The organism is Pseudomonas sp. UTLPPB19802, from assembly GCF_059730225.1.
Map to the genome: position 1 here is coordinate 545,621 of NZ_AP048545.1, position 22,191 is coordinate 567,811.

The 22,191-nt window shown below is 64.1% G+C and carries 19 protein-coding genes; 9 read left to right on the forward strand and 10 right to left on the reverse strand.

Annotated elements, in window-relative coordinates; translation table 11 throughout:
* Positions 1–39 precede the first annotated feature (39 nt).
* Positions 40–1,656, forward strand: coding sequence for an alkaline phosphatase family protein (locus AC6I6U_RS02480; protein ID WP_497882968.1), 1,617 nt, complete (start codon positions 40–42; stop codon positions 1,654–1,656).
* Positions 1,657–1,843: 187 nt separating this feature from the next.
* On the opposite strand, the gene AC6I6U_RS02485 is transcribed toward AC6I6U_RS02480, so the two are convergent.
* The gene (locus AC6I6U_RS02485; protein WP_497880496.1) at positions 1,844–2,749 is read right to left on the reverse strand and encodes a TauD/TfdA dioxygenase family protein; all 906 of its coding nucleotides are present in this window, start codon (positions 2,747–2,749) and stop codon (positions 1,844–1,846) included.
* A 182-nt stretch (positions 2,750–2,931) separates the two neighbouring features.
* Between AC6I6U_RS02485 and AC6I6U_RS02490 the strand changes: the two genes are divergently transcribed.
* Positions 2,932–3,852: a LysR family transcriptional regulator gene (locus tag AC6I6U_RS02490; protein WP_497880497.1), complete on the forward strand. Its 921-nt coding sequence runs from the start codon at positions 2,932–2,934 to the stop codon at positions 3,850–3,852.
* A gap of 145 nt (positions 3,853–3,997) precedes the next feature.
* On the opposite strand, the gene AC6I6U_RS02495 is transcribed toward AC6I6U_RS02490, so the two are convergent.
* Positions 3,998–5,023 carry an ABC transporter substrate-binding protein gene (locus AC6I6U_RS02495; protein ID WP_497880498.1) on the reverse strand — a complete coding sequence of 342 codons (1,026 nt, stop codon included), beginning with the start codon at positions 5,021–5,023 and terminating at the stop codon, positions 3,998–4,000.
* A 307-nt stretch (positions 5,024–5,330) separates the two neighbouring features.
* Here AC6I6U_RS02495 and AC6I6U_RS02500 point away from each other — a divergent pair, with 307 nt between their 5' ends.
* From AC6I6U_RS02500 to AC6I6U_RS02510, 3 genes are read left to right on the forward strand one after another with little or no spacing between them, the layout of a single operon-like run.
* Positions 5,331–6,929, forward strand: a complete 1,599-nt coding sequence (locus tag AC6I6U_RS02500; RefSeq protein ID WP_497880499.1) for an ABC transporter permease — start codon at positions 5,331–5,333, stop codon at positions 6,927–6,929.
* Entirely contained in the window at positions 6,926–7,741 is an 816-nt protein-coding gene (locus tag AC6I6U_RS02505) for an ABC transporter ATP-binding protein (protein ID WP_497880500.1), read from the forward strand. The genes AC6I6U_RS02500 and AC6I6U_RS02505 overlap by 4 nt, the downstream gene beginning before the upstream one ends.
* Before the next feature lie 12 nt (positions 7,742–7,753).
* The gene (locus AC6I6U_RS02510; RefSeq protein ID WP_497880501.1) at positions 7,754–9,364 is read left to right on the forward strand and encodes an arylsulfatase; all 1,611 of its coding nucleotides are present in this window, start codon (positions 7,754–7,756) and stop codon (positions 9,362–9,364) included.
* Between the two features lie 178 nt (positions 9,365–9,542).
* Here the strand turns inward: AC6I6U_RS02510 and AC6I6U_RS02515 are convergent, their stop codons facing one another.
* Positions 9,543–10,631: a fatty acid desaturase gene (locus AC6I6U_RS02515; RefSeq protein ID WP_497880502.1), complete on the reverse strand. Its 1,089-nt coding sequence runs from the start codon at positions 10,629–10,631 to the stop codon at positions 9,543–9,545.
* Positions 10,632–10,727: 96 nt separating this feature from the next.
* Between AC6I6U_RS02515 and AC6I6U_RS02520 the strand changes: the two genes are divergently transcribed.
* Positions 10,728–11,732, forward strand: a complete 1,005-nt coding sequence (locus tag AC6I6U_RS02520) for an AraC family transcriptional regulator (RefSeq protein WP_497880503.1) — start codon at positions 10,728–10,730, stop codon at positions 11,730–11,732.
* Between the two features lie 94 nt (positions 11,733–11,826).
* Here AC6I6U_RS02520 and AC6I6U_RS02525 read toward each other — a convergent pair whose 3' ends face one another.
* Positions 11,827–12,513 carry a Crp/Fnr family transcriptional regulator gene (locus AC6I6U_RS02525; RefSeq protein ID WP_497880504.1) on the reverse strand — a complete coding sequence of 229 codons (687 nt, stop codon included), beginning with the start codon at positions 12,511–12,513 and terminating at the stop codon, positions 11,827–11,829.
* A gap of 86 nt (positions 12,514–12,599) precedes the next feature.
* Between AC6I6U_RS02525 and AC6I6U_RS02530 the strand changes: the two genes are divergently transcribed.
* The gene (locus tag AC6I6U_RS02530; protein WP_497880505.1) at positions 12,600–13,124 is read left to right on the forward strand and encodes an Mpo1 family 2-hydroxy fatty acid dioxygenase; all 525 of its coding nucleotides are present in this window, start codon (positions 12,600–12,602) and stop codon (positions 13,122–13,124) included.
* A gap of 277 nt (positions 13,125–13,401) precedes the next feature.
* On the opposite strand, the gene AC6I6U_RS02535 is transcribed toward AC6I6U_RS02530, so the two are convergent.
* From AC6I6U_RS02535 to dibA, 6 genes are all read right to left on the reverse strand, one after another.
* On the reverse strand, positions 13,402–14,391 hold the full coding sequence (locus AC6I6U_RS02535) for a sulfate/molybdate ABC transporter ATP-binding protein (protein WP_497880506.1): 990 nt from the start codon (positions 14,389–14,391) through the stop codon (positions 13,402–13,404).
* A gap of 3 nt (positions 14,392–14,394) precedes the next feature.
* Positions 14,395–15,267 (reverse strand): sulfate ABC transporter permease subunit CysW, encoded by an 873-nt coding sequence (cysW, locus tag AC6I6U_RS02540; RefSeq protein WP_497880507.1) that lies wholly within the window; start codon positions 15,265–15,267, stop codon positions 14,395–14,397.
* A 12-nt stretch (positions 15,268–15,279) separates the two neighbouring features.
* Entirely contained in the window at positions 15,280–16,098 is an 819-nt protein-coding gene (gene cysT / locus AC6I6U_RS02545; protein ID WP_497880508.1) for a sulfate ABC transporter permease subunit CysT, read from the reverse strand.
* 83 nt (positions 16,099–16,181) lie between these two features.
* Complete coding sequence (locus tag AC6I6U_RS02550; protein ID WP_497880509.1) at positions 16,182–17,192, reverse strand: sulfate ABC transporter substrate-binding protein; 1,011 nt, start codon at positions 17,190–17,192, stop codon at positions 16,182–16,184.
* Between the two features lie 163 nt (positions 17,193–17,355).
* Positions 17,356–17,538 carry a sulfur starvation response protein OscA gene (oscA, locus tag AC6I6U_RS02555; RefSeq protein ID WP_007941032.1) on the reverse strand — a complete coding sequence of 61 codons (183 nt, stop codon included), beginning with the start codon at positions 17,536–17,538 and terminating at the stop codon, positions 17,356–17,358.
* A gap of 198 nt (positions 17,539–17,736) precedes the next feature.
* Positions 17,737–19,662 (reverse strand): phosphodiesterase DibA, encoded by a 1,926-nt coding sequence (dibA, locus tag AC6I6U_RS02560; protein WP_497880510.1) that lies wholly within the window; start codon positions 19,660–19,662, stop codon positions 17,737–17,739.
* 167 nt (positions 19,663–19,829) lie between these two features.
* Here dibA and desA point away from each other — a divergent pair, with 167 nt between their 5' ends.
* Together desA and AC6I6U_RS02570 are read left to right on the forward strand one after the other, a co-directional pair.
* Complete coding sequence (gene desA, locus AC6I6U_RS02565; RefSeq protein WP_497880511.1) at positions 19,830–21,014, forward strand: delta-9 fatty acid desaturase DesA; 1,185 nt, start codon at positions 19,830–19,832, stop codon at positions 21,012–21,014.
* Positions 21,015–21,161: 147 nt separating this feature from the next.
* A complete protein-coding gene (locus AC6I6U_RS02570) occupies positions 21,162–22,151 on the forward strand; it encodes a GGDEF domain-containing protein (protein WP_497880512.1) in 990 nt (329 codons plus the stop codon).
* The last annotated feature ends 40 nt before the right edge of the window (positions 22,152–22,191 follow it).

A 22,191-nucleotide genomic window follows, 5' to 3' on the forward strand; every position in this document is an offset into this window, starting at 1 on the left:
GCCGCGCCGGCCCGCGAAATCGCCTACCTGTCTTCCATTGTGGTGAACCCCATGCCCCACGTACGCAACATCCTCTACATCATGTGCGACCAGCTGCGTCGCGATTACCTGTCCTGCTACGGCCACCCTCACCTGCACACGCCGAACATCGACCGCCTGGCGGCCGCGGGCGTACGCTTCAATCGCGCCTACACCCAGGGCACCATCTGCGGCCCGTCGCGGATGTCGGCCTACACCGGGCGCTACGTCAGCAGCCATCAGGTGGCCTGGAACGCCGTGCCGCTGCCCCTGGAAGAACTGACCATCGGTGACTACCTGCGGCCCCACGGCATCCGCACCGCACTGGTCGGCAAGACCCACGCCACGCCCAATCTCGACGCCCTGCAACGGCTGGCCATCGACCCCGACAGCCCGCAGGCCGAACCCCTGAACGAGGTCGGCTTCGAACCCTGGATGCGCCACGACGGCATCTACCCGGACAGCCCGCTGTTCGCCGACAAGCGCGAGTCGGCGCCCTACACCCATTACCTGCGCGAACTCGGCTACAGCGGCGAGAACCCCTGGCACGACTGGGCCAATGCCGCCGAAGGCGCGGACGGCGAGATCCTCAGCGGCTGGAAAATGCGCAACGCCCACCGCCCCGCGCGCATTCCCGAACAACACTCGGAAACCGTCTACACCACCGACCGCGCCATCGATTTCATCAGCGAACAGGGCGAACAGCCCTGGTGCCTGCACCTGTCGTACATCAAGCCGCACTGGCCCTACCTCGCGCCGGCGCCGTATCACGCGCTGTACGGGCACGAGCAGGTGCTCGCGCCGATCCGCCCGCAGCCTGGCGCGGCCAGCGACCATCCGGTGTACAACGCCTTCCGCCAGCACGAGGAAAGCCAGAACTTCTCCCGTGACGAAGTGCGCCTGAACGTGGTGCCGACCTACATGGGCCTGATCAGGCAGGTCGACGACCAGCTCGGGCGGCTGTTCGATGCGTTGCAGTCGAGCGGACGCTGGGACGACACGCTGATCGTCTTCACCAGTGACCACGGCGACTTCCTCGGCGATCATTTCCTTGGCGAGAAGGAGTTCCTGCTGGAGCCGGCCGTGGGCGTGCCGCTGATCGTGCGCGACCCGCGTACAGCGGCGGACATTACCCGTGGCACGGTGGACGAACGACTGGTGGAAACCATCGACGCCCTGCCGACCTTTCTCGACGCCCTGGGGCTGCCGGAGGCATCGCACCGGCTGGAGGGGCGGTCACTGGTGCCGCTGTTGCACGGCGAAAAACCGGACTGGCGCCGCTACGCCATCGCCGAATACGACTACGCCTTCCAGGCCCCGGCGCGGGAGCGGCTGGGACAGCCGATCGATCGTTGCCGGATGACCATGGTGCGGAGCGAGCGCTGGAAATACCTGGCCTACGACGGCTTTCGTCCGCAACTGTTCGACCTGGAAAATGATCCGCAGGAACTGCACGACCTGGGTGCCGACCCGGCCTTGGCGGCGGTGCGCGAGGAACACCTGGGCTATCTGCTCGACTGGCTGCGTGGGCTGAAGCGCCGGACCACCATCAGCCATGAGGAGATCGACCTGCGCGGGCAGCGGTTCCGCTATGGCGAGCCGGAGGCGGAGAAGGTGGTGCAGATCGGGGTGTGGTGACTGAACAAACGAGTCCTGGTTCAACAAGAGCCTGTGGCGAGCGGGCTTGCCCGCGCTGGGGTGCAAGGCACCCCTGAAACCAGACATCATGATGTATCCGATAAAACGCGGTAGCAGGTTTTGGGGACGCATTGCGTCCCAGCGCGGGCAAGCCCGCTCGCCACAGACTGATAACATCCCCTCGGGCTCAAGCCCCCCGCAGGGTCTGGCTGCGCTGCCCATGCACGCCCACCGGCACTTCGCCCTTGAGCGTCACCCGGCGCACGATGCGCTCCTGGGTGCCGTAGTCGTCCACCGCGTAGTGCTGGGTCGCGCGGTTGTCCCAGATCGCCACGTCACCGGTCTGCCAGCGCCAGCGCACGGTGTTTTCCAGGCGCGTCACGTGGCTTTGCAGCACGCTGAACAGATGCGCCGAATCCGCCGGCAGATAGCCCTTGAGGCGCTTGACGAAATGCCCCAGCAACAGGCTGCGCTCGCCGCTGATCGGGTGCACCCGCACCACCGGGTGTTCGGTCTCGTACACGGTGGAAGTGAACACCTGGCGATAACGCTCCTGCGCCTGCGCCGACACGTTCGGTCGCAGGGACGCGTAGTCGTATTCGTTGCTGTGCACCGCCCAGAGCTTGTCCGCCAGCTCGCGCAGCTCCGCCGGCAGTTCCTCGTAGGCCGCCGCCGCATTGGCCCACACCGTGTCGCCACCGGAGGCCGGGGCCAGTACCGAGCGCAGGATCGAGGCTTTCGGATAGGCATCGACGAAGGTCACGTCGGTGTGCCAGGAGTTGGCCCGCCGTCCCTCCGCGCCATCCAGCTCCATCAGGTAGCGGGTGCCATCACGCACCGGCACCGTCGGGTGCGCCACCGGCTCGCCGAGCAACTGGGCAAAGGCTTCCTGGCCCTGGTCGTCGAGGTGGGTCTGGCCTCGGAAGAAGATCACCTTGTACTGCAACAGTGCCTGCTGGATCGCCTCGACGACGCTGGCGTCCAGCTCGCCGGACAGCGCGATCCCACGGATCTCGGCGCCGATGCGACCGGCCACCGGATGGATGTCCAGGGCGTGTACTGCGGGTTTTACAGCAAGTGCGGCATTGCTCATGGGTGGACCCTCGTCGACTGCTTACGGTTTGAGCCGCAGCGAAACAATGCTCTATCTATATTCCATTTACATCTAATAGATATTCACATGCTTCGTTGACGGAATAAGAGCTTGCATTTAAAACCTCAAGCCCAGCTCGTCGCAAATACCTTCGAGCTATTTTTCGGATGCCGGGAAAGCATATGGATCTTCGCCAGTTGCGTTACTTCATCGCCCTCAACGAACACCGCAGCTTTGTCCGTGCGGCGGACGCCATGGGCATCACCCAGCCAGCCTTCAGCCGCAGTATCCAGGGGCTGGAGCAGGAGTTCGGCTGCGTGCTGGTGGACCGTGGCAACAAGGACCTGCGCCCCACGCCCGAAGGCCAGGTGGTGCTGCAGCACGCCCTGAGCCTGGTGCAGGGCGCGGCACTGCTCAGCGCCGAAGTGACCCAGATGACCAAGCTCGACGCCGGCGAGCTGCGCTTCGGCTGCGGCCCCGCACCTGCGGTGAAGCTGGTGCCAGAGGCGGTGGCACAGTTCCTCAACGCCCACCCGAAGGTCCACACCCGCTTCCGGGTGGATAACTGGGAACGGCTGAGTCGCAGCCTGAGCCGCGAAGAGATCGAATTCTTCATCGCCGACATCCGCCATTTCGAAGCCGACCCGAATTTCCAGACCCAGCCACTCAGGCCTCGGGGTGGGGTGTTCTTCTGCCGGCCAGGGCATCCGTTGCTGGCCAAGGAAAGCCTGTCGACCAACGACATGTTCGATTACCCGCTGGCGGCCACGCTAATTCCACCGGGGATTCGCAAGCTGCTGGCGAACCTCAGCGGACGCACGGACTTTTCGCCGAACATCGAGACCGAGCATTTCCCGGCGCTGGTGAAGATCGTTCGACGTTCCAATGCCATTGGCCTGGGGAGCCGGGAAGCGTTCGAGGAAGATGTGGAAAAGGGTTCACTGGTGCCGTTGCACTGGCGCAACCTGCCGCAGAACATCGAGAACCTGAGTGCCCGTTGCGGCATTGTCAGCCGCACCGGATTCCGGCTGTCACCGGCGGCGCGGGCGATGATCGAGACATTGGTGGCTGTGGATAACCAGGAAGATCGCCTGGCGGTCTAGCTTTTGTGAGAGCCGGTCGGGCGGCGCTCCGCTTGCTGGCGCCCCGCCAAAGGCGGCCATCCAACGAATCGATGACGCTCATATGGGCGCTATCGCCAGCAAGCCGGCTCCTACAGAGAGGGGGTGTACCCTCAGGTAGTGCGGATCACAGCCCCGCCGCCGCCAGGTTCGGCGCCACCCAATCCGTCACCTTGAACGACCGGCGAATCAGCTTCTGCTGCACCGCCAGGTCCACCGAGTCCTGCAGCTTGCCGAGGAACACCGGGTCCAGTTGCGAAGGGAAGATCTCGCTCATTTTCTCGTCCTTCAGATCCTGCTGCAGAATCAGCTGTGGATAATTCGCCAGCCCCGACACCAGCTCGACGTAGGCCTGCTTGTTGTCTTCCTGGGTCAGCCAGTCCACCGCCTGCTGCTGCGCCTTGAGCAGCTTGGCGACCAGGTCCGGATGGGCATCGACAAAGGCGCCCGAGCCGAGCAGTACGCTCTGGATGCTGCCTGCCCCGCCCAGGGTCTTGGTGGTGACCGGTAGTTCAGCCAAGCCCTTGGCCCGCAGCGCCGTCAGGTTCGAACCACCCCACGACGCGTCGACCTGCTTCGCCGCCAATGCCGCCACCGCCGCACTGAAGTCCAGGTTGATGATCTTCAGGTCCTTCTCGCTCAGGCCTTGGCTGGCCAGCGCGGCATCGAGGGACAACTGGCAGGCGGTGCCACGGAACACCGCGACGCGCTTGCCCTTGAGGTCCTGCAGGGAGGTGATCCCCGAGCCGGGTACCACGCCCAGGTACTGCTTGACCCCACGCGCGGTAGCGCTCAGCAGACGGGTATCGAGACCATTGGACTTGCCGATGATCGCCGCCAGGTCACCCAGATAGGCGAAATCCACCTGGCCGTTGGCGATCGCCTCGTTGACCACGGGGCCCGCGCCCTTGAAGAAATTCCACTGGATCTTGATGCCCTGGTCGGCAAAGGCCTTTTCCAGGATCTGCTGGCTGCGCAGCACATCCACCACGCCGCTGCCGCTGTGCTGGGTGCCGGCGCTCAGGTCGGGCACCGCGATGCGGATTTCCTTGACCTCGGCGGCGGCGCTGGTCAGTGACAGGCAGCCCAGCGCGCTGGCCAGCACAGTGGTGGCGAACAGCCGGGTGAGGCGGCCTTTGAACGGGGTTTTCATCGGTGGTGCTCCTTGGCGACAGGCTTCGAGGCGCTGAAGGTAGGCACAATTTTCACCAGCGATAAAATACTAATAATTCACATTTTAGTAACTTTTAGAAATATGAGCAATGAAACCCAGCCTCTGCGGGGATATGCAGGAAACGCATGGAAAATATTCTCCGAATGCATTGGATGCCTGCCCCCCGCAGGCCTTAAATGGCCTTCTCTTATCTCCCAATAGCATCGATAAGATTATTTATAGATCGAACAAGCATATTCATCTCGACGCCGTGCATCGCCCGGATAACCGACAACGGAGGTCTGCCATGGCCCGTGTTTCGCTCCTCAGCCTGCCGCTGACATTGCCGCCCGCCGGGAACCGTCGGCAATGGCCCCGCCTTGGCCAGCGCCTGTTGCCCTGGTTGCTGCCGCTGGCCCTCGCCGCCCTGTGGTGGACCGCCAGCCGCCAGCACTGGATGAGCGAGCAGATCCTGCCGGCGCCCTCGCTGGTGGCGCAGAGCGCGCTGGAGTTGGGTAGCGGCGAGCTGTGGAGCAACCTGTGGATCAGCCTGCAACGGTTGCTCTACGGCCTGCTCGCCGGCGTCGGCATCGGTGCCCTGCTCGGCGCCACGCTCGGTTTCAGCCGGCGCGCCGAGCGCCTGGTGTTTCCCACCTTCAGTGCCCTGGCGCAGATCCCGACCCTGGCCTGGATTCCACTGTTCATGGTGTTTTTCGGCATCGGCGAACTGCTCAAGCTGGTGGTGCTGATCAAGGCCATCGTGGTGCCCGTCACTCTGCACACCCTGGTCGGCGTACGCGATGCCCAGCCGCGCCTGCGCGAAGCGGCGGCGGTGCTGCGGCTGTCGCCGTACCTGCTGGTGCGCCGGCTGATCCTGCCGGCCGCGCTGCCCGCCTTCATGGCCGGCCTGCGCCTGGCCCTGGCCGCTGGCTGGACCTCGCTGCTGGCGGTGGAACTGCTGGCCTCCAGCGAGGGTATCGGCTACCTGATGGTCTATGCCCGGCAGTTGTTCATGCTCGACATCGTCTTCGTCTGCATCCTGGTCATCGGCGTGATCGGCGTGCTGATGGATCGCGGCATCGCCCTGCTCGACCGGCGCCTGGTGCACTGGCCGCACCCGGCCACCGCGCAGCTTCCCCGCAGCCTGCGCTACCAGGGCTGGCAGCGTCTGCAACCGTGGCTGCTGCCACTGACCCTGCTGCTGCTCTGGCAACTGGCAAGCGAGCTGCAGTGGATCGACGGCGCCATCCTCGCCAGCCCCGTGGCGGTGCTGCACAGCACCTGGAACGGCCTGCTCGACGGTAGCCTCTCGGGCAGCCTCGGCCTGAGCCTGAAACGTACCTTCGCCGGCCTGCTCCTCGGCGGTTCGCTGGGCCTTGGCCTGGGTCTGCTGCTGGGGCTGTCGAAAACCGGCGAACGCCTCCTCGGCCCAAGTCTGTCGGCGCTCAGGCAGATCGCGATCTTCGCCTGGGTGCCGCTGATCACCGCCTGGTTCGGCCTCGGTGAATGGGCCAAGGTGGTGTTCGTCGGCCTCGCGGCGTTCTTCCCGCTGTTCATCGCCACCCAGCGCAGCGTCGCCAACCTCTCGCCACAATTGACCGAAGCGGCGCGGGTTCTGCGCCTGAGCCTCTGGCAGCGCCTGCGCAAGCTGGTACTGCCCGGCGCCGCGCCAGGGATTTTCGCCGGGCTGCGCCTGAGCCTGATCTACGCCTGGCTGGGCACCCTCGGCGCCGAATACTTCATGCCGTCCAACGGCGGCATCGGCTCGCTGATGATCGGTGCGCAGCAACTGCTGCAAATGGACCTGATCATGGCCGGCATGCTCCTGGTCGGCATCACCGGCGCCCTGATCAACCTGCTCGGCCAACGCCTTGAAATCCGCGCCACCCGCTGGAGACACGCATGAACGCACCACTGGTCAGCTTCAACCAGGTCGGCAAATCCTTCGACGTCGACGGCGCCGAACTGCAGGCCATCGACAACTTCAGCCTGGACATCGCCGAAGGCGAATTCGTCGCCATCGTCGGCTCCAGCGGCTGCGGCAAGTCCACCCTGCTGCGCCTGCTGGTCGGCCTGGACACAGCCTTTCGCGGCGAGATCCGTGTCGATGGCCAGGTGATCGACGGCATCGGCAGCGAGCGCGGCATCGTCTTCCAGGAACACCGGCTGTTTCCCTGGCTGACGGTCGAGGAAAACATCGGCCTGGGCCTGGTCAACGAGGCACTGGGCGACAACGAGCGCCAGCAGCGCATCAAGGACTTCATCCAACTGGTGGGCCTGGCCGATTTCTCCCGCGCCTACCCGCACCAGCTCTCCGGCGGCATGGCGCAGCGCGTGGCGATTGCCCGCGGGCTGGTGGCCAGCCCCCGCATCCTGCTGCTGGACGAACCGTTCGGCGCCCTCGACGCGCTGACCCGCCAGCAGATGCAGGACGAACTGCTGGCGATCCGCGAGCGCGCGCAGATCACCACGCTGCTGGTCACCCATGATGTGGAAGAGGCGATTTTCCTCGCCGACCGAGTGGTGGTGATGGAACCGCGCCCTGGGCGGATCAAGCGGGTGGTCGAGATCGCCCTGCCCCATCCGCGACAGCGCAACAGCTTCGAATTCCACCGCCTGCGCGAGGAACTGCTGCACGAACTGACCAGCGACGACCACTACCAGCCGCCGCAACCCGAACAGATCCGCGACCTGCCCCTGACCTTCATCGCCTGCTGAGAGGAACCCGACATGGCGCAACGCCCGAACTTCCTGGTGATCCTGGCCGACGACCTCGGCTTTTCCGATCTTGGCGCGTTCGGCGGCGAGATCGCCACGCCGAACCTCGACGCCCTGGCCCACGGCGGCCTGCGCCTGACCGACTTGCATACCGCACCGACCTGTTCGCCGACCCGCTCGATGCTGCTGACCGGCACCGACCACCATATCGCCGGCATCGGCACCATGGCCGAGGCGCTGACCCCGGAACTGATCGGCAAGCCGGGCTACGAAGGCTACCTCAATGACCGGGTAGTGGCGCTGCCCGAGCTGCTGCGCGAGTCCGGCTACCAGACCTGGATCAGCGGCAAGTGGCACCTGGGCCTGACCGCCGAACAGGCGCCCCACGCCCGTGGCTTCCAGCGCTCGTTCTCGCTGTTGCCCGGCGCGGCCAACCACTACGGTTTCGAACCGACCTACGACGACACCACGCCGGGCCTGCTCAAGTCGACCCCGGCGCTGTACATCGAGGACCAGGCGTTCGTCGAACAACTACCGGAGGATTTCTATTCCTCCGATGCCTTCGCCGACAAATTGCTGCAGTACCTCAAGGAACGCGACCAGAGCCAGCCGTTCTTCGCCTACCTGCCGTTTTCCGCGCCGCACTGGCCACTGCAGGCGCCGGCCGAGGTGGTCGCTCGCTACAAGGGCCGCTATGACGCCGGCCCTGAAGTGCTACGCCTGGAGCGGCTGGAAAAGCTCCGGCAACTGGGCCTGGTCGACAGCGCGGTCGAGCCGCACCCGCTGGTCGGTCTGACCGCCGAATGGGATTCGCTGGACGCCGAACAGCGCCAGCGTTCGGCACGGGCCATGGAAGTGTATGCAGCGATGGTCGAGCGGATGGACTGGAACATCGGCCGGGTCGTGGATTACCTGCGCAAGCAGGGCCTGCTGGACAATACCTTCGTCCTGTTCATGTCCGACAACGGCGCCGAAGGTGCCCTGCTGGAAGCCTTTCCCAAATTCGGCCCGGAACTGCTCGGCTACCTGGACCGGCATTACGACAACAGCCTGGAAAACATCGGCCGCGCCAACTCCTACGTCTGGTACGGCCCGGCTTGGGCCCAGGCGGCCACGGCGCCGTCACGGCTGTTCAAGGCCTTCACCACCGAGGGCGGCATCCGCGTGCCGGGGCTGCTGCACTATCCGCCGCTGACCCGGCCGGGGCAGATCAGCCACGGCTTTGCCACGGTGATGGACATCACCCCGACCATTCTCGACCTGGCCGGCGTGCGCCATCCGGGCAAGCGCTGGCACGGCAGGGAGGTGGCGCCGTTGCGGGGCAAGTCTTGGCTGGGATTCCTGTCTGGCGAGACTGCGCAGGTGCACGACGAACACACCGTCACCGGCTGGGAACTGTTCGGTCGCCGGGCGATTCGCCAGGGGCACTGGAAGGCGGTGTACATCCCCGGCCCGGTGGGCCCGGCGACCTGGCAGCTGTATGACCTGAGCCAGGACCCCGGCGAGATCCACGACCTGGCCGAAGCCCAACCGGAGCGGCTGGCGATCCTGCTCGGGCACTGGCAGCAGTATGTCGAGGAAACCGGGGTGATCCTCAGTGCCTCGCCGTTCCAGCCGGACTGACGCCTAAGCCACGCCTGTGGCGAGCGGGCTTGTCGGGACGCCGCACCGCCGCGCTCGACTGCGAAGCAGTCGCATGGCCGGCAAGCGCGGTACATCTGATGTTCCGGGTCGGCTGGTTTCATGGCTGCCTTGCAGCCCGGCGCGGGCGAGCCCGCTCGCCACACACTCGGCTCTCCTCTCAAGCTTGAGCGCTGCTCACCTCTTGAGCAGTGTCCCGTTCACGCCGCACAAACCGGTTCGCCCGGGCAAACGTGCCGAAATCGTTGAAGCGCACGCCCATTTCGGCCATCACCTTGTGGGCCACCGGCGCGGTCAGTTGCCGGATGTAGAACGGTTCCTTGACCACGAAGTGATGGATGCCGTGGGTGCTGCCGAAGTTGAAGCAGAACGCCTGCAATGGCCATAGCCACCAGGGGTTTAGCACCTGGGTCTGCTGGATCACGTTGCCCGGTTCTACATCGCCGTAATAGTGCATGTTCGAGCTGACGAAATGCAGGCAGAAGGTCCGTAGCACGTTCGGCCCGATGATCACCACCGCCGCGATGTCGATGACCCGCATCACCGCCAGGGTCCCGGCCGACCAGTCGATCGAGGTGCCCAGCAGCGCGGCGACGCCGTTGGCGCCATGGAACCCGAGGAACACATACCAGGCGCCCCAGTGCAGCAGGGCCAGTGGTGCATAGACCAACACCACGCGCTTGAGAATGCTGCGCCGATGCGCCCAGCTCTTCGCCCGGCCCGCGCGGATCAGCGCCGACATCACGTTGTCACCGACCATCAGCAGCCGCGCCAGTCCCCAGGGCTCGCCGTTGGTGATCGCCCGCTCCTCCATGTCGGCCTCGGTGCCGGACACCTTGTGATGGTTGAGGTGCAGGTGGCGGCGTACCCACGGGTTGATGGTGCTCGGCCGCGCCAGCCAGACCAGCGCCAGCATCAGGTTGTGCGGCACGCGCCGTTTGCGAAAATACATGCTGTGGATCAGGTCGTGCTCCAGCTCGTGGGTCAGCGACGCCAGGAACGCGTTGACCAGCAGGCACGCCCACCAAGCCAGATGACCGCCGATATAGAGCGCCGCCGAGCCGATCATGCCGGCCAGGGCAAAGGCCAGGATGCCGGCGCCGATGGCGTCCTGGTGATTGAGCAGCGGGTAGCGTCGGCGCAGCTCGACGCCCCGGGCCAATACCACTTCACGAATGCGCGCAGAGCGCTGCTGATCGTCCATTGCCTGAACATTCGGGGCCTGGGGGCTTGCGCAAACACCTTCCATGATTCCATCCTCTGGTCATTGATGTTCGCATCTTGCGCCGGAGCATCCCTGGAGGCCGTAGCCGCGAACGCCAACCCGTTGACCGGACGCGCCAACATGCCTGAACCGACCTCGCTTTCCAGCTGGACCCGCGCCCTGCGCAAGCAGCTCGACGCCCTCGGCCTCGACAGCGCGGCGCTGTGCCGCGAAGCCGGGATCGACCCGCAACTGATGGACGATCCCAATGCCCGCTATCCGCTGTCGGCCACCACCCGCCTGTGGCAACTGGCGGTGGCGGCCAGTGGCGATCCGGCGATCGGCCTGCGGGTGTCGCGGTTCGTCAGCCCGACCACTTTCCATGCCCTGGGTTATGCGCTGGTCGCCAGCGGCAGCCTGCGCGAGGTGTTCGAGCGCATCGTGCGTTATCACTCGGTGGTCAGCGATGCCCTGGAACTGGAACTGAGCCGCGAAGGCGAGCGCTACCGCTTCAGCCTGCGGGTTCCCAAGGACAGCGCGGAGCCGGCCCGGGAAGCCATCGACGCGTTCGCCGCCATCTACGTGCGCACCTGCCGCAACCGCCTGGGCCGCGAGTACGCGCCGTTGGCGGTGCACCTGCGGCGCGCCGAGCCGGCCGACCCCAAGCCCTGGCACACGGTATTTCGCGCACCGGTGTTCTTCGGCGCCGTGGAGGACAGCCTGGAGTTCGCCTGCAGCGATTTCGACAGCCACCTGGACGACGCCAACCCGGAATTGGCCGAGCACAACGAGGCGGTACTCGACCGCACCCTGGCGCAGCTCAAGCCGCTGACCTGGGAGCGCAAGGTACGCCAGGCCATCGAGGCCCAGTTGCCGGAAGGCGAACCTTCGGCCGAGCGCATTGCCCAGGCCCTGCACCTGAGCCTGCGCAGCCTGCAGCGACACCTGGCCGACGAGGGCTGTCGCTATGACACGCTGCTCAACGAATGCCGGGAGAACCTGGCACTGCTGCACCTGCGCGATCCGCAGTGTTCGCTGAGTGAGATCAGCTACCTGCTCGGCTTTGCTGACACCAGCAGCTTCAGCCGGGCGTTCAAGCGCTGGACCGGGATCACGCCGGGGCAGTTTCGCGATGGATTGCGCTGAGTCTTCCCTTCACAGCAGTGGCGGCAGGTGAACATTGTGGCGAGCGGGCTTGTCGGGACGCCACACAGCTCTGCTCTACTGAGAGATCTGTCAGTCAGCTTTCGGCCGCAGCCCGCAGGCGCGCCAGGTCGGTGATTTCGATTTCGCCGTAGTTCAGGTGCAGGATGCCCTCCTCCTGCAATCCCTGGAGAATCTGGTTGGTGGTCTGGCGTGACAGCGACAGCATCGACGCCAACTGCTCCTGGGCCAGCGGAATCAGTTGCCGCGAATGATTGAGTTCGCCATAGCCTTCGGCAATCTGCAGCAATCGGTGCACCAACCGTTCGCGGGCCGGCAGCAGGCTCAATTGTTCCAGGCCGATAAAGGTCAGGCGCAGCTTCTGGCTCATCAGCAGGGCGAAATGGCGCCAATATTCGGGATGCTCTTCCAGCAGTTGCAACAAGGCAGCCTGTGGCACCTGCAGCAGGATGGTGTGGCCCACCGCATAGGCATCGTGGGTCCGCGGCAGGCCGTCGAACAGCGAAATCTCGCCGAACCAGTACGGCAGCTCGATCACGCTCAGCAGGGCTTCCTTGCCCTTTTCACTGACCGAGCCGACGCGCACCGAGCCTTCGAGCACCGCGTACAGGCCGCAGGGCGGATCGCCGCGCTTGAACAGCCGCTGACCCGGCGTCAGGCGCCGGCCCCTGGCCGCCGCAATCAGGCTATCCTGCAAATGAGCCGGCAGGTTGCTGAACCAGTGACCGGTCAGCAGGCGTGAACGCCAGGCAGATACTTCCATGGGAACTCCGAGACGATTGTCGGCTAGCCGACAGCGCAAAGTTTTCGAGCAGGGCATGATCCCATCACCCTACAGGAGGAATAACAATGAAAAACCTCGTCGAGCACCTCAGTCAATACGCGGAGTACCACCGTGATCCGCGAAATATCGCCAGCCATTTCATCGGAATTCCGCTGATCGTGATCGCTGTCGCGACCTTGCTGTCACGGCCGGGATGGCCGGTAGCCGGGCTCTGGCTGACTCCGGCGGTACTTCTGACAGTGGCCTCGGCATGGTTCTACCTGCGCCTGGAAGTGGCTCTTGGGGTACTGATGACCGTGCTGCTGGGCCTATCCGTTTGGCTAGGCCAAATCATCGCTGCGCAGAGCACGATGGTCTGGTTGAGCGCCGGGATCGGCCTGTTCGTGGTCGGTTGGATCATCCAGTTCGTCGGGCATTACTACGAGGGGCGCAAGCCGGCGTTCGTCGATGACCTGAGCGGGTTGATCGTCGGACCGTTGTTCGTGGTGGCCGAATTGGCGTTCCTGCTGGGGTTGCGCAAGGCGCTCAAGCAGGAGATCGAGGCACGGGCAGGGGTGGTGCGGTTGCGCGAGAAGCGCGCGGCGGTCTGATGGGAGCGGTAACCGGGTTTGTGTGGCAAAGGCTTGCTGTAGCAGAGGACTGCCTGTGGCCAGCGGGCTTGTGTGGCGAGTGGACTTTCTGTGGCGAGTGGGCTTGCCCACGCTGGGGCGCGAAGCGCCCCTAAAGCCAGGCGCCTCATTCTGCCTGACATAACGCGTTCACGGATTTTAGGGCCGCTTCGCAGCCCAGCGTGGGCAAGCCCACTCGCCACAGAAAGCCCACTCGCCACAAGAACGCGACCTGCCCCAAATACCGCCCAGCGCCCCGTCAGACGCTCGCCAGCTTCTGCCAGACCTTGGGTTTGAAGAACAGCGTCTCGCCCCGCGCCAAACCGATCAGGCTGTCGTGGTCCTTGACCACTTCGGCCTCGATCAATTCGCTCTGGCCTTCCACCTTCAGCGTCACCCGGGTCGTCGCACCCAACGGACGAATGTCACGCACTTCGGCGACGTGGTGGTCCTCCAGTTCATGACGCGACAGCGATACCTCGTGTGGCCGGAACAGCACGTGGTTGTCCTCGCCCAGGTGCAGGCGGTTCGAGTCACCGAGGAAGTGATAGACGAAATCGCTGGCCGGGTTCTCGTAGACCTCGCCCGGTGAGCCGATCTGCTCGATCACGCCCTTGTTCATCACCACGATGCGATCGGCGACTTCCATCGCCTCTTCCTGGTCATGGGTCACGAACACCGAAGTCAGGTTGATGTCTTCGTGCAGCCGTGCCAGCCAGCGACGCAGTTCCTTGCGGACCTTGGCATCGAGCGCGCCGAACGGCTCGTCCAGCAGCAGAACCTTGGGCTCCACCGCCAGAGCGCGGGCCAGGGCGATCCGCTGGCGCTGGCCACCGGACAACTGCTCCGGATAACGATCGGCCAGCCAGTCCAGTTGCACCATGTTCAACAGCTCGTGAACCTTGCTGGCGATCTGGCTTTCGGTCGGCCGCTGGTTCTTCGGTTTCATGCGCAGGCCGAAGGCGACGTTGTCGAACACGGTCATGTGGCGGAACAGCGCGTAGTGCTGGAATACGAAACCGACGTTGCGATCACGCACGTCGTGGCCGGAGACGTCTTCGCCGTGGAACACGATGTTGCCGGCATCCGGGGTCTCCAGCCCGGCGATGATCCGCAGCAGGGTGGTCTTGCCGCAGCCGGACGGGCCGAGCAGGGCCACCAGCTCGCCGCTGCTGATGTCCAGGTTGATGCTGTTCAGGGCCTTGAAGGCGTTGAAGTTCTTGCTGACGTTACGGACTTCGATCGACATGACTTATTCCTCCGCGGCGCTGGCGCGCAGGCGGTTGATACGGTTTTCGCTCCACTGCTTGAGCAGCAGGATGAAGAGCGCCAGGATCAGCAACAGGCTCGCCACGGCGAACGCGGCCACGTGGTTGTATTCGTTGTAGAGGATCTCGACGTGCAGCGGCAGGGTGTTGGTCACCCCGCGAATGTGCCCGGAAACCACCGACACCGCGCCAAACTCGCCCATCGCCCGCGCCGTGCAGAGCACCACGCCGTAGATCAGGCCCCACTTGATGTTCGGTACGGTGACATGCCAGAACATCTGCCAGCCGTTGGCGCCGAGCAAGCGGGCCGCCTCTTCTTCCTGGGTGCCCTGTTCCTGCATCAGCGGGATCAGTTCACGGGCGACGAAGGGCACGGTGACGAAGATGGTCGCCAGGACGATGCCCGGCAGGGCGAAGACGATCTGGATGTCGTGGTCGGCCAGCCACGGGCCGAGCAGGCCCTGGGCACCGAACATCAGCACGTAGACCAGGCCGGCGATCACCGGCGACACCGAGAACGGCAGGTCGATCAGGGTCACCAGGATGCTCTTGCCACGGAAACTGTACTTGCTCACGCACCAGGCCGCGCTGACGCCGAACAGCAGGTTCAGCGGCACCGAGATCAACACGGCGATCACCGTCAGTTTCAGCGCCGACAGGGCATCGGGCTCGAAGATCGCGGTGAAGAACGCCCCCAGGCCGAGCTTGAGGCCCTGGGACACTACGATGAACAGCGGCAACAGCAGGAACAACGCAAAGACCAGCCAGCCGAGACCGATCAGTACCCGCCGCGAAGTGGCGCTGCCACGCCGGGCGGCATTCGCCGAGGACGCGGCGGCAATGGACGATTGGGACATGTTCGCGCTTCCTTATGGGGTTTCGATACGCCGCTGCAGCAGGTTGATCAGCAGCAACAGGACAAAGGAAACCACCAGCATCAGCACGCCGATGGAGGTCGCGCCGGTGTAGTCGTACTGATCGAGCTTGACCATGATCAGCAGCGGCAGGATCTCGGTCTTCATCGGCATGTTGCCGGCGATGAAGATCACCGAGCCGTACTCGCCGACGCCACGGGCAAAGGCCAGGGCAAAACCGGTCAGCCAGGCCGGCAGCAGCGCCGGCACCAGGATGTGGCGAAACACCTGCAGCGGCTTGGCGCCCAGGCAGGCGGCCGCCTCTTCCACTTCACGGGGAATATCGGCCAGCACCGGCTGTACCGTGCGGACCACGAACGGCAGGGTGACGAAGGTCAGCGCCAGGGTGATGCCCAACGGGCTGTAGGCGATCTTGAAGCCGAGGTCGGCGGCAAACTGCCCGACCAGCCCGGTCGGGGTGTACAGCGCGGTCAGCGCGATACCGGCCACGGCGGTGGGCAAGGCGAACGGCAGGTCGACCATCGCATCGATGATCTTGCGGCCGGGGAAGGTGTAGCGCACCAGTACCCAGGCCAGCAGCGTGCCGATGATGCCGTTGATGATGGCCGCGTACAGGGCGGTGCCGAAACTCAGTTTCAGCGCCGCGATAACCCGCGGTGCCGAGATGATGTTCCAGAACTGGTCCCAGGTGAGTTGGGCGGCATGCACGAACATCGCCGCCAGCGGTATGAGCACAATCAGGCTGAGATACACCAAGGTGTAGCCCAGCGTCAGCCCGAAGCCGGGTATGACGGGGGAGATACGACGCGACATAAAAGTCCTTGGTTTTGACGCACAAAAGCCCCGAACGAAATCCGGGGCCCTGGGCTTGGCTTATTTCAGGTTACCGACCCCGATCACTGGGCCTGGTAGATCTTGTCGAACACACCACCGTCATTGAAGAATTTCGGTTGGGCAGTCTTCCAGCCGCCGAAGTCCTTGTCGATAGTCACCAGTTGCAGTTTCGGGAACTGCTTCTCGTACTTGGCGGCGACCTTCTCGTCACGCGGACGGTAGAAGTTCTTCGCGGCAATTTCCTGGCCGGCCGGGCTGTACAGGTGCTTGAGGTACTCGGTGGCGATCTCGGTGTTGCCCTTCTTCTCGGCGTTCTTGTCGACCACCGCAACCGGTGGCTCGGCGAGGATCGACAGCGACGGCACGACGATGTCGAACTTGTCGGTGCCGCCGTCTTCCTTCAGCGCCAGGAAGGCTTCGTTTTCCCAGGCCAGGAGGACGTCGCCCTGGCCGTTGTTGACGAAGGTGATGGTCGAGCCGCGGGCACCGGTGTCCAGGACCGGCACGTGCTTGAACAGCTCCTTCACGTACTCTTCGGCCTTGGCTTCGCTACCGCCGGCTTTCAGGCCGTAGGCCCAGGCGGCGAGGAAGTTCCAGCGGGCGCCGCCGGAGGTTTTCGGGTTCGGGGTGATGACCGACACGTCTTTCTTGACCAGGTCGCCCCAATCCTTGATGCCCTTGGGGTTGCCCTTGCGCACCAGGAACACGATGGTCGAGGTGTAGGGGGTGCTGGCGTCCGGCAGGCGCTTCTGCCAGTCCTCGGGCAGGGTCTTGCCGAGCTTGGCGATTTCGTCGATGTCGCCGGCCAGGGCCAGGGTCACTACGTCGGCGCGCAGGCCGTCGATCACGGCGCGGCCCTGTTTGCCCGAGCCGCCGTGGGATTGCTGGATCTTCACGTTGTCGCCGGGATGCGCCTGTTTCCAGAAGCTGGTGAATTCGGCGTTGTAGTCCTGGTACAGCTCGCGGGTCGGGTCGTAGGACACGTTGAGCAGTTCATAATCCTTGGCCACGGCGGAACCGGCAAACACGGCGCTGGTGAGCGCGGCCAGGGCGTAACGGCGAATCGACGACATGGTGAAGCTCCCGAAAAAATGTGAGGTATTGGCTTTTTTCTTATGGCGCATCAGGTCCGCATTCGAGCCTGAACGCTGCTGTCTTTCGTAGAGGGGGGCATGGATGAATGCGCCCTCTGGTTGACCAGTCGGGCCTCTGAAGGCTCAGAGGGTCTTGCGAGATTCAGCTTGGCTTGTTACCGGGGTTTTGCAGGCGGAATTTTTCCTTGCGTTCGATCTGGACCACCTGGGCGTTGTGCACGGTGATCTCGACCGCACCGAAACGCAGGTCGCGCAAGGCGCTCTGGATCTCACGCAGAATGGTTGCTTCGTCCTGGCCGTCAACGCTACGCAGAGATGCGCTCATGGTCGTGCTCCTGAAATGAGAATTGCCGCGGCAGTGGCGGCACTGCTTTTGGGCGTTGGGGCAATCTTAGACAGGCGGGGTTATTCTTAAAAATACTATTTAAGAATTTTGATATAACTGAATTCATCTAACAAAAGTCCGGCAAAACGAAGGGGCTGAAACAGCCCATGCAACAGGCAAGCCCCCTCGCCACACCGGTCAGGCGATAGCTGGCGCACGTAGCCAATCCAGCCTTGGCGCCGGCACCGGCCGGCCGAACCAGTAGCCCTGCCCCAGATCACAGCCCTGTTCGAGCAGGAAGCGCGCCTGCTCCTGCTGCTCGATGCCTTCGGCATGCACTTGCATGCCCATGCTCTGGGCCAGGGCGATCACCACGCGAACGATCGCCGCGTCGTCTTCGTCCCACGGCAGGCCGGCAACGAAGCCCTGGTCGATCTTGAGTTTCTGCACCGGCAGGCGCTTGAGCCGCAGCAACGAGGAATACCCGGTACCGAAATCATCGATCGCCAGGCTCACCCCCAGCTCGCGCAGGCGATGCAGTTGCTCCAGCGCCACTTCGGGGTCATCCATCACCGCGCTCTCGGTCACTTCCAGTTCGAGCAGCGCCGGGTCCAGCCCGGTGTCGTCGAGCACCTTGGCGACCTGCTGGTACAGCTCGCGGCGGGCGAACAGCCGGCTGGAAACGTTCACCGCGATGAACGACAGCGCCAGGCCTTCCTGCTGCCACTGGCACATCTGCCGGCAAGCCTGCTCCATGACCCAGGCATCGATCTCGGCGATCAGCCCGGTGCGTTCGGCAATCGGGATGAATTCGCCGGGCGAAACCAGCCCACGCTCCGGATGCTCCCAGCGCACCAGGGCCTCGACCCCGACCAGGCGACTGCCCTGCAGGGCATGCACCGGCTGGTAGTAGACCCGCAACTCACCCTGTTCCAGCGCACGACGCAATTCACCGGCCATTTCCACCCGATGCTGGGCATGGGCGGTCAGTTCCTCGGTGTACAGCGCATAGCCTTCGCGGCCGGCGCTCTTGGCCTTGAACAACGCCGAATCGGCGTTGCGCAGCAGTTGCTCGGCGTTCAGCGCATCACTGGGGAACAGGCTGATGCCGATGCTGCCATTGATGAACAACTGGTGGCCATCGAGCAGGAACGGCTCCTTGAGACCTTCGATCACCCGCTGGGCGAGAGCGGCCGCCTGAACCACCTGCGGGCAGTTCTCGGCCAGCACGGCGAACTCGTCGCCGCCTAGCCGCGCCAGGCTGATCCCGGTGCCGAACAGGCCTTGCAGGCGCTCGCCCACCGCCTTGAGCAACTGGTCGCCGATATTGTGGCCGAGGCTGTCGTTGATGATCTTGAAGTGGTCGAGGTCGATCAGCAGCAGGGCGCAACCACGCTTGTGCACCTGGGCCGAGGCCAGGGCCTGGGCGGCCCGGTCGGAGAACAGCAGGCGGTTGGGCAGGCCGGTCAGCGGGTCGTAGTGCGCCAGCTGGCTCAGCTCGTGCTGCGAATTCTTGATCGCGGTGATATCGGAAAACACCGCCACGTAGTGACTGAGCTGGCCCTGGTCATCGTTGATGGCGCGGATCGTCTGCCATTGCGGGTAGATTTCGCCGCTCTTGCGCCGGTTCCAGATCTCGCCGCTCCATTCGCCGTTCGCCTCCAGGGCCTGGTAGACCTTCTGGTAGAACTCCGCCGGATGGCGCCCGGACTTGAACAGGTTTGGCCGCTCGCCCAGCACCTCGGCCTCCTGATAGCCGGTAATGGCGACGAACGCGCGGTTGACGTGGACGATCAGCCCCTCGCGATTGGTGACCAGCACCCCTTCACGAGTGCAGTCGAACACCGCCGCCGCCTGGCGCAGGCGCGCGCGGTCTTCACCCGCACCCGCGGCCTGCTGCTCCCGCGCAGCCAGGGCAAACCGCTGGTAGCGTGCATGAATCAGGAAAATCAGCACCGCACTGACACTTATCCACAGGTAGCCGCGAATGATCTGCCAGTGCGCCAATTGCTCGGGCTCATCGAAAAAGCTGCTCAACAGCTGCTGGCTGAGCTGGATCCAGAGGATCGATAACAACAGGTACAACACCCCCGCTTTCAGGGCATTGCGGTATGAACTTGCCATAAGCGGTGCTAATTCCCTCTAGAAATGCCAAATTGCCCTACAAAGCGGTCGGAATTATAGAGTAAGAAACATCCCGGCACTCTTATCTGAAACGGCGACTGGTTTTCTGTGGTGGCTCGGTGATAATGCAAGGGCTGTTCTTTACTTTATCGAGGGCCATACAGCCTATGTGGTACAACGGTTTTCTTGACCTCTCAGCCTGGCAACTGGTGGCGGTCACCCTGTTGATGACCCACGTGACCATCGTCGGCGTCACGGTTTATCTGCACCGCTACTCGGCCCACCGCTCCCTGGAGCTCAATGCTGGCCTCAAGCACTTCTTCCGTTTCTGGCTGTGGCTGACCACGGCACAGAATACCCGTGAGTGGACCGCAATCCACCGGAAACATCACGCAAAATGTGAAACCGTCGACGATCCCCACAGTCCGGTGGTCCTCGGCCTTTCGACCGTACTGCGCACCGGGGCCGAACTGTATCGGGCCGAGGCGCGTAATGCCGAGACCCTGCGCATCTATGGCAAGAACTGCCCGGACGACTGGCTCGAACGCAACCTCTACAGCCGCTACAAGCTGCTGGGCGTGGCCCTGATGGGCCTGATCGACCTGCTGCTGTTCGGCGCCATCGGCATCACCATCTGGGCGATCCAGATGATGTGGATTCCGTTCTGGGCCGCCGGCGTGATCAACGGCCTGGGCCATGCCATCGGCTATCGCAACTTCGAGTGCCGCGACGCCGCCACCAACCTAGTGCCCTGGGGCATCCTGGTCGGCGGTGAAGAGTTGCACAACAACCACCACACCTATCCCAACTCGGCCAAGCTCTCGGTGAAGAAGTGGGAGTTCGACCTGGGCTGGGCCTGGATCAAGGTGTTCAGCTTCCTGCGCCTGGCCAAGGTGCAACGTGTGGCGCCGATCGCCCACCGGGTCGAGGGCAAGGGTCACCTGGACATGGACACCGCCATGGCGATCCTCAACAACCGCTTCCAGATCATGGCCCAGTACCGCAAGCTGGTGATCGGCCCGCTGGTGAAACAGGAACTGGCCAAGGTCGATCACTCGGTGCGCCAGAAATTCCACCGCGCCAAGCGCCTGCTGTCGCGGGAAACCAGCCTGCTCAGCGACAAGCACCACCTGCGCATCGAAGGTATGCTCGAGCACAGCCAGGCGCTGAAGGTAATCTACGAGAAACGCCTGGCCCTGCAACAGATCTGGGTCAAGACCAGTTCGAATGGCCACGACATGCTGGCCGCCATCAAGGACTGGGTCCACGAGGCCGAGGCCAGCGGCATCCAATCGCTGCGCGACTTCGCCAATCAGTTGAAAACCTACTCCCTGCGGCCCAACGCCGCCTGACGCCGCTGATCGGCGCGCCTCGTTCCGGGGCGTGCCGATTGGAACTTCGCGACCATTCCCCTATCTCAAATGCACTTCGCCAATCCGGCGGGTTGTCAGTGTCGTCGTGCCCGATAACGGCGCGGCCACCCAGTGAGATGTGTGCCGATGGTGATAACAAAACCCAAACCGTCTTTGCTCAAACAGTGGCCGGAGGCCGCTGAAACCCTGCTCGCGCTGGTTCACGCGCAAGGTGAAGTCGCGCGCCTGAGCGAGCGCGAACAACTGTTCAGTTCCCTGCTGGTCAGCGTCAACGCCGTGCTCTGGGCCTTCGACTGGGAGGCTCGGCAAATGCTCTATGTCAGCCCGGCCTACGAGCGCATTTTCGGTCGTTCTGCGGGGTTGTTGCTGGCCGACTACGGCGAGTGGCGCAACAGCATTTATCCCGACGACCTCGACTATGCCGAACGCAGCCTGGCCGAGGTACTGGAAAAGGGCGCGGTGGAAGACCGCGAGTACCGCATCATCAGTGCCGATGGCGAAATCCGCTGGCTCAGCGACAAATGCTTCATCAGCCGCCAGGCCGAACCGGGCCAACGGGTGATCGTGGTCGGAATCGCCGAGGACATCACCGAAAAGAAGCGACTGGAAGACGAGCTGCAGCGCCTGGCGACCACCGATGTACTGACCGGCAGCAGCAACCGCCGGCATTTCTTCGAGTGCGCCCACCGCGAGTTCGAGCAGGCGCGGCTGCAGGGCTCGCCGCTGGCCTTCCTGCTGCTGGATATCGATGACTTCAAGCTGATCAACGACACCTACGGGCATCCGGCGGGTGACCAGGTGTTGCAGCGGATCGCCGAAAGCGGTCGTTCGGCACTGCGCAGCGGCGACCTGTTCGGGCGCATCGGCGGCGAGGAATTTGCCGCGCTGCTGCCCGGCTGCGCCCCGGAAATGGCACTGACCATCGCCGAACGCCTGCAACGCGAGATCCAGCGCCTGGCCTTCAATCAGGAAGGCGAAAATTTCGGCACCACCGTCAGCCAGGGCCTCACCAACCTGACGCTGGAGGACGAACTGCTCGACAGCCTGTTCGCCCGGGCGGACAGCGCGATGTACAAGGCCAAGCGCCAGGGCAAGAACCAGATCGTGCTGGCGTGACCGTGCCCTGAACCTGTGGGAGCCCCACGGGCTTGTGCTG